The sequence below is a fragment of the Pseudonocardia sp. SID8383 genome (genome assembly GCF_009864975.1).
Classification (GTDB): domain Bacteria; phylum Actinomycetota; class Actinomycetes; order Mycobacteriales; family Pseudonocardiaceae; genus Pseudonocardia; species Pseudonocardia alni.
Window position 1 is genome coordinate 1 of record NZ_WWFY01000453.1, and the last position, 3,751, is coordinate 3,751.

Sequence of the window (3,751 nt, forward strand, 5' to 3'; positions counted from 1 at the left end):
ACCACCCGGCCGGGACCGGTGCGCCGCGCGGCAGCCGGGCCAGCCACCGCCGGGTCGCGACGCCGGCGCCCCCGCCGAGGACGGCGGCGACCAGGACGGGAACAGCGACGGTGACGGTGACCATGCCTCGAGCCTGGGCCGGGCCGGGCCGTCCGGAACGACGGGTTGCCCGCCTGTGGACAACCCGCCCGGTGCAGGCAGGATGACCGGAATGGGTTCCAGAGCGCCGCAGGGTGACCGCCGGGCCGGGACGGTGGTCCGCGCCGAGGTCGACCACGGTGTCGCCGAGCTGGTGCAGGACGCGGCGCGGCCGTCGTCGTGGACGCTGCTGCTCGACGGGACGGCCCAGTCCCATGTGGACCTCGACGACCCCGAGCACCTCGAGTTCGAGTACGTCCGCCGGATCGCCCACCTCGTCGACCTCGCCGCGCCGCCCGCGGTGCCGCTGCGGGTACTGCACCTGGGCGGCGGGGCGTGGACGCTGGCCCGCTACGTCGCCGCGACCCGCCCCGGGTCGGCCCAGACCGTCGTCGAGCTCGACGGTGAGCTGGCCGCCCTGGTCGCGCACCGACTGCCGGGCCCGGGGGTCGCCGACGGGCTGGCCGTGGTCACGGGGGAGGCGCGCGCCACCCTCGGCCGGTTCGCGCCCGCGTCGTTCGACGTCGTGGTCGTCGACGTGTTCGCCGGGGCCCGCACCCCGGCCCAGGTCACGACGGCGGAGTTCCTCACCGCCGTCCGCCGGGTGCTCGCGCCGACCGGGATGCACGTGGCGAACCTCGGCGACGGCGCCCCCTGGCCGTTCCTGCCCGGCCAGATCGCGACGGCCGGGGCGGCGTTCGCCGAGCTCGCGCTCGTCGCCGCCCCGGACGTGCTGCACGGACGCCGGTTCGGCAACCTCGTGCTCGCCGCGTCGGACCGGGAGCTGCCGGTACCCGGGGTGACCCGCCGGGCGGCCGGGGACCCGTTCCCGGCCCGGGTCCTCGACGACGCCGACACCCGCGCACTCGTGCGCGGCGCGGGCGTCGTCACCGACGCGTGCGCCGCACCCTCGCCCCGGCCCCCGGAGGGCTTCTGGGGGCAGTGACCCCCGGGTCAGGCCAGGGACGGGTCGACCAGGACCTTCATCTTCCGGCCCGCGTGCAGCGCCTCGAAGCCCTCCTCGACGACGTCGCGCATGGCGATCTTCTCCATCCAGCCGGTGGTGTCGTAGTGACCGTTCGCCATCAGCTCGATCACCGCCCGGTAGTCGGAGTGGGTGTAGCAGAGCGAGCCCTGGATGCGGGACTCCCCGAGGACCAGGTTGAGCAGCGGGGTCACCAGCGGCGTCTCGTAGATCGCGACGCTGACCATGGGGCGGCCGGCGCCCAGCGACTCCAGCGCGGTCGCGACGGCCGGGGCGACACCGGCGGCGTCGTAGCAGGCGTCGGCGCCGCGTCCGTTCGTCAGGTCCGCGACGATCGCCGGCACGTCCTGCGCGGTCGGGTCGAGGGTCTGCGCGCCGAGCCGCTCGATCGCGCCGCGCCGGGTCGCCGACGGCTCGACGACGCGGACGTCCTCCACGCCCATGCCGCGCAGCGCGAACCACAGGCCGATCCCGATCGGCCCGGCGCCGAACACCAGCGCGGTGTCGCCCGGGTTCACCCCGCCGAGCTTCGCCGCGTGGTAGGCCACGGCCATGGGCTCGACGAGCGCGCCCATCTCCAGCGACACGTTCTCCGGCAGCGGGTGCAGCATGTGCGCAGGGACGACGGTGGTCTCGGCCATGCCGCCGTCGGCCATCAGACCGTGGAAGCCGATCTGCGCGCACACGTTGTAGCGGCCCTCGGAACAGCGTGAGCAGGTCCCGCAGGTGTAGAGCGGCATCACCGCGACCCGGTCGCCCTCGGTGACGCCCTCGACCCCGGCCCCGATCTCGACGACGGTCCCGGAGAACTCGTGGCCGAGGGTCAGCGGCAGCTCGCGGCCGGTCAGCGGGTGCTTCTCCCCGTTCGGGATGAAGATCGGGCCCGCGTAGTACTCGTGCAGGTCCGAGCCGCAGATGCCGTTGAACCCGACCCTCAGCCGGACCTCGCCGGGACCCACCTCGCCCTCGGGCACATCGGTGATGTCGAGGTCCCCGGGTCCCCGGTAGACGACCGCACGCATCGCTGGCTCCTCTCGCCTGACGTCGCTGTCGGGTCCCGGTCTACCGGCGGGGGGTGAGCGCCGTCACGGGTTGGGCCCAGGTTGCATGCGCGCCCGGTGATGGGTCAGAACGCTCCGGCGGCGCGGGCGCGGTCGACGTTGCCGAGGTGCTCGGGGTAGGTCGTGGCGAAGCAGGAGGCGCCCTCGGTGGTGCACCGCACGAAGAACAGCCACGGGCCCGCGGCCGGGGACTCCGCGGCCGACAGCGCCGCGGTGGACACCGAGGCGACGGGCGTCGGCGGCAGCCCGGTGTTGAGGTAGGTGTTGTACGGCCCGGGGGTGCTGCGGGCCTCGGCCGTGGTGCGCAGCGCCTGCACGTCGAGCGGGTAGTTGACGGTGGAGTCCATCTCCAGGCGCTGATTCACCGCGAGCCGGTTCTCGATCACCCGGGCCACCTTCGGCATGTCGGGCACGAGCGCCTCCTTCTCCACGACGGAGGCGAGGACGAGGGTGCGGTAGGCGTTCTCCCCACCCAGCCCGGCGGCCTCCAGCCTGGTCGCCGACGCGGTGAGCACCTGGCGCAGCACCTGCTCCGGGGTGCCGCGCGGGTCCAGGTCGTACGGCCCGGGGGCGACCAGTCCCTCCATCCGCCGTTCGGGGGCGGCCGCCCGGTAGCCCGCGCGAGCCCATCCGGGGACGGCGATCGAGGCCGGGTCGGCGTCGGCCATCGCGGCGCGCAGCGCGTCGACGCCGGTGCAGCGGGCGTCCCCGTCGGCGGCGCCGAGGCAGGTGGCGCGGGAGATCTGGGACAGCACGCCCGGGGAGACGGTGCCGTCCGGGGCGCGGGTGTCGTCGAGCTGGACGCCGCCCTTGACGTCGAAGAACCCGACGCGCCGCTCCGGGTCGAGCAGCCCCTCCACCGCGGAGTCGCCGGACATCTGCGATCGCAGCTCGTAGTAGCCGGGCTGGACCCGCTGGATGTCGGGCTCCTCGGCGGCGGCCTCGACGAACGCGGCCCGGGATTTCACCACGTCCAGCCCGACCAGGGTCTCCCCGATCGCGCTGGTGGAGTCGCCCGACTCGACCAGCACCACGACCGATCCACTCCCGGAACCGGCGTAGTCGTCGGCGCCGCGCAGGTACAGGCCGACGGCGACGAGTACCGCGCCGGCCAGCAACGCCGACCCCAGCAGGGCGAGCCGCCGCCGCCGGAAGTGCACCGGGGTCGGACGGTGTCGTACGGGCCCCGCGGTCACGCTCACATCGGGCCCCGGGACGTCACGTCGTTCTCGCCGGCGCCGGTCACGGGCTCGAGGGTATCCGCCGCGGACCCGGCCCGTGGTCACCCCCGGTCACGGTGATCAGGTTCCGCGGGTGGTATCCAGCCAGCCCTGCAGGATGGCCACCGCGGCCTGCTGGTCGATGACCGCACGCTGCTTGCGGCCGCGCACGCCGCGCCCGGCCAGCTGCCGGGTCGCGACGACGGTCGTCATCCGCTCGTCGGTCAGCTCGATCGGGACCGCGCACCCGGCCGCGGCGAGCCCCGCCTCCAGCGCGGCGGCGAACTCCCGTGCGGCGACGGCGGCCGGGCCGTCCTCGCCGCGCAGGTTCCGGGGCAGCCCGAGCA

Annotated in this window: 4 protein-coding genes; 1 reads left to right on the top strand and 3 read right to left on the bottom strand. The window is 75.2% G+C overall.

Annotation, left to right across the window (positions count from 1 at the left end; translation table 11 throughout):
- Positions 1-211 precede the first annotated feature (211 nt).
- The gene (locus tag GTW08_RS11075) at positions 212-1,084 is read left to right on the top strand and encodes a spermidine synthase (protein WP_073574679.1); all 873 of its coding nucleotides are present in this window, start codon (positions 212-214) and stop codon (positions 1,082-1,084) included.
- An 8-nt stretch (positions 1,085-1,092) separates the two neighbouring features.
- Here the strand turns inward: GTW08_RS11075 and GTW08_RS11080 are convergent, their stop codons facing one another.
- The 3 genes from GTW08_RS11080 to ruvX all read right to left on the bottom strand — a co-directional run.
- Positions 1,093-2,145, bottom strand: coding sequence for a 2,3-butanediol dehydrogenase (locus GTW08_RS11080; RefSeq protein WP_073574678.1), 1,053 nt, complete (start codon positions 2,143-2,145; stop codon positions 1,093-1,095).
- 104 nt (positions 2,146-2,249) lie between these two features.
- Positions 2,250-3,344 (bottom strand): endolytic transglycosylase MltG, encoded by a 1,095-nt coding sequence (locus tag GTW08_RS11085; protein WP_073575276.1) that lies wholly within the window; start codon positions 3,342-3,344, stop codon positions 2,250-2,252.
- A gap of 141 nt (positions 3,345-3,485) precedes the next feature.
- The coding region (ruvX, locus tag GTW08_RS11090; protein ID WP_161151858.1) for a Holliday junction resolvase RuvX at positions 3,486-3,751 on the bottom strand (266 nt) is incomplete at its 5' end.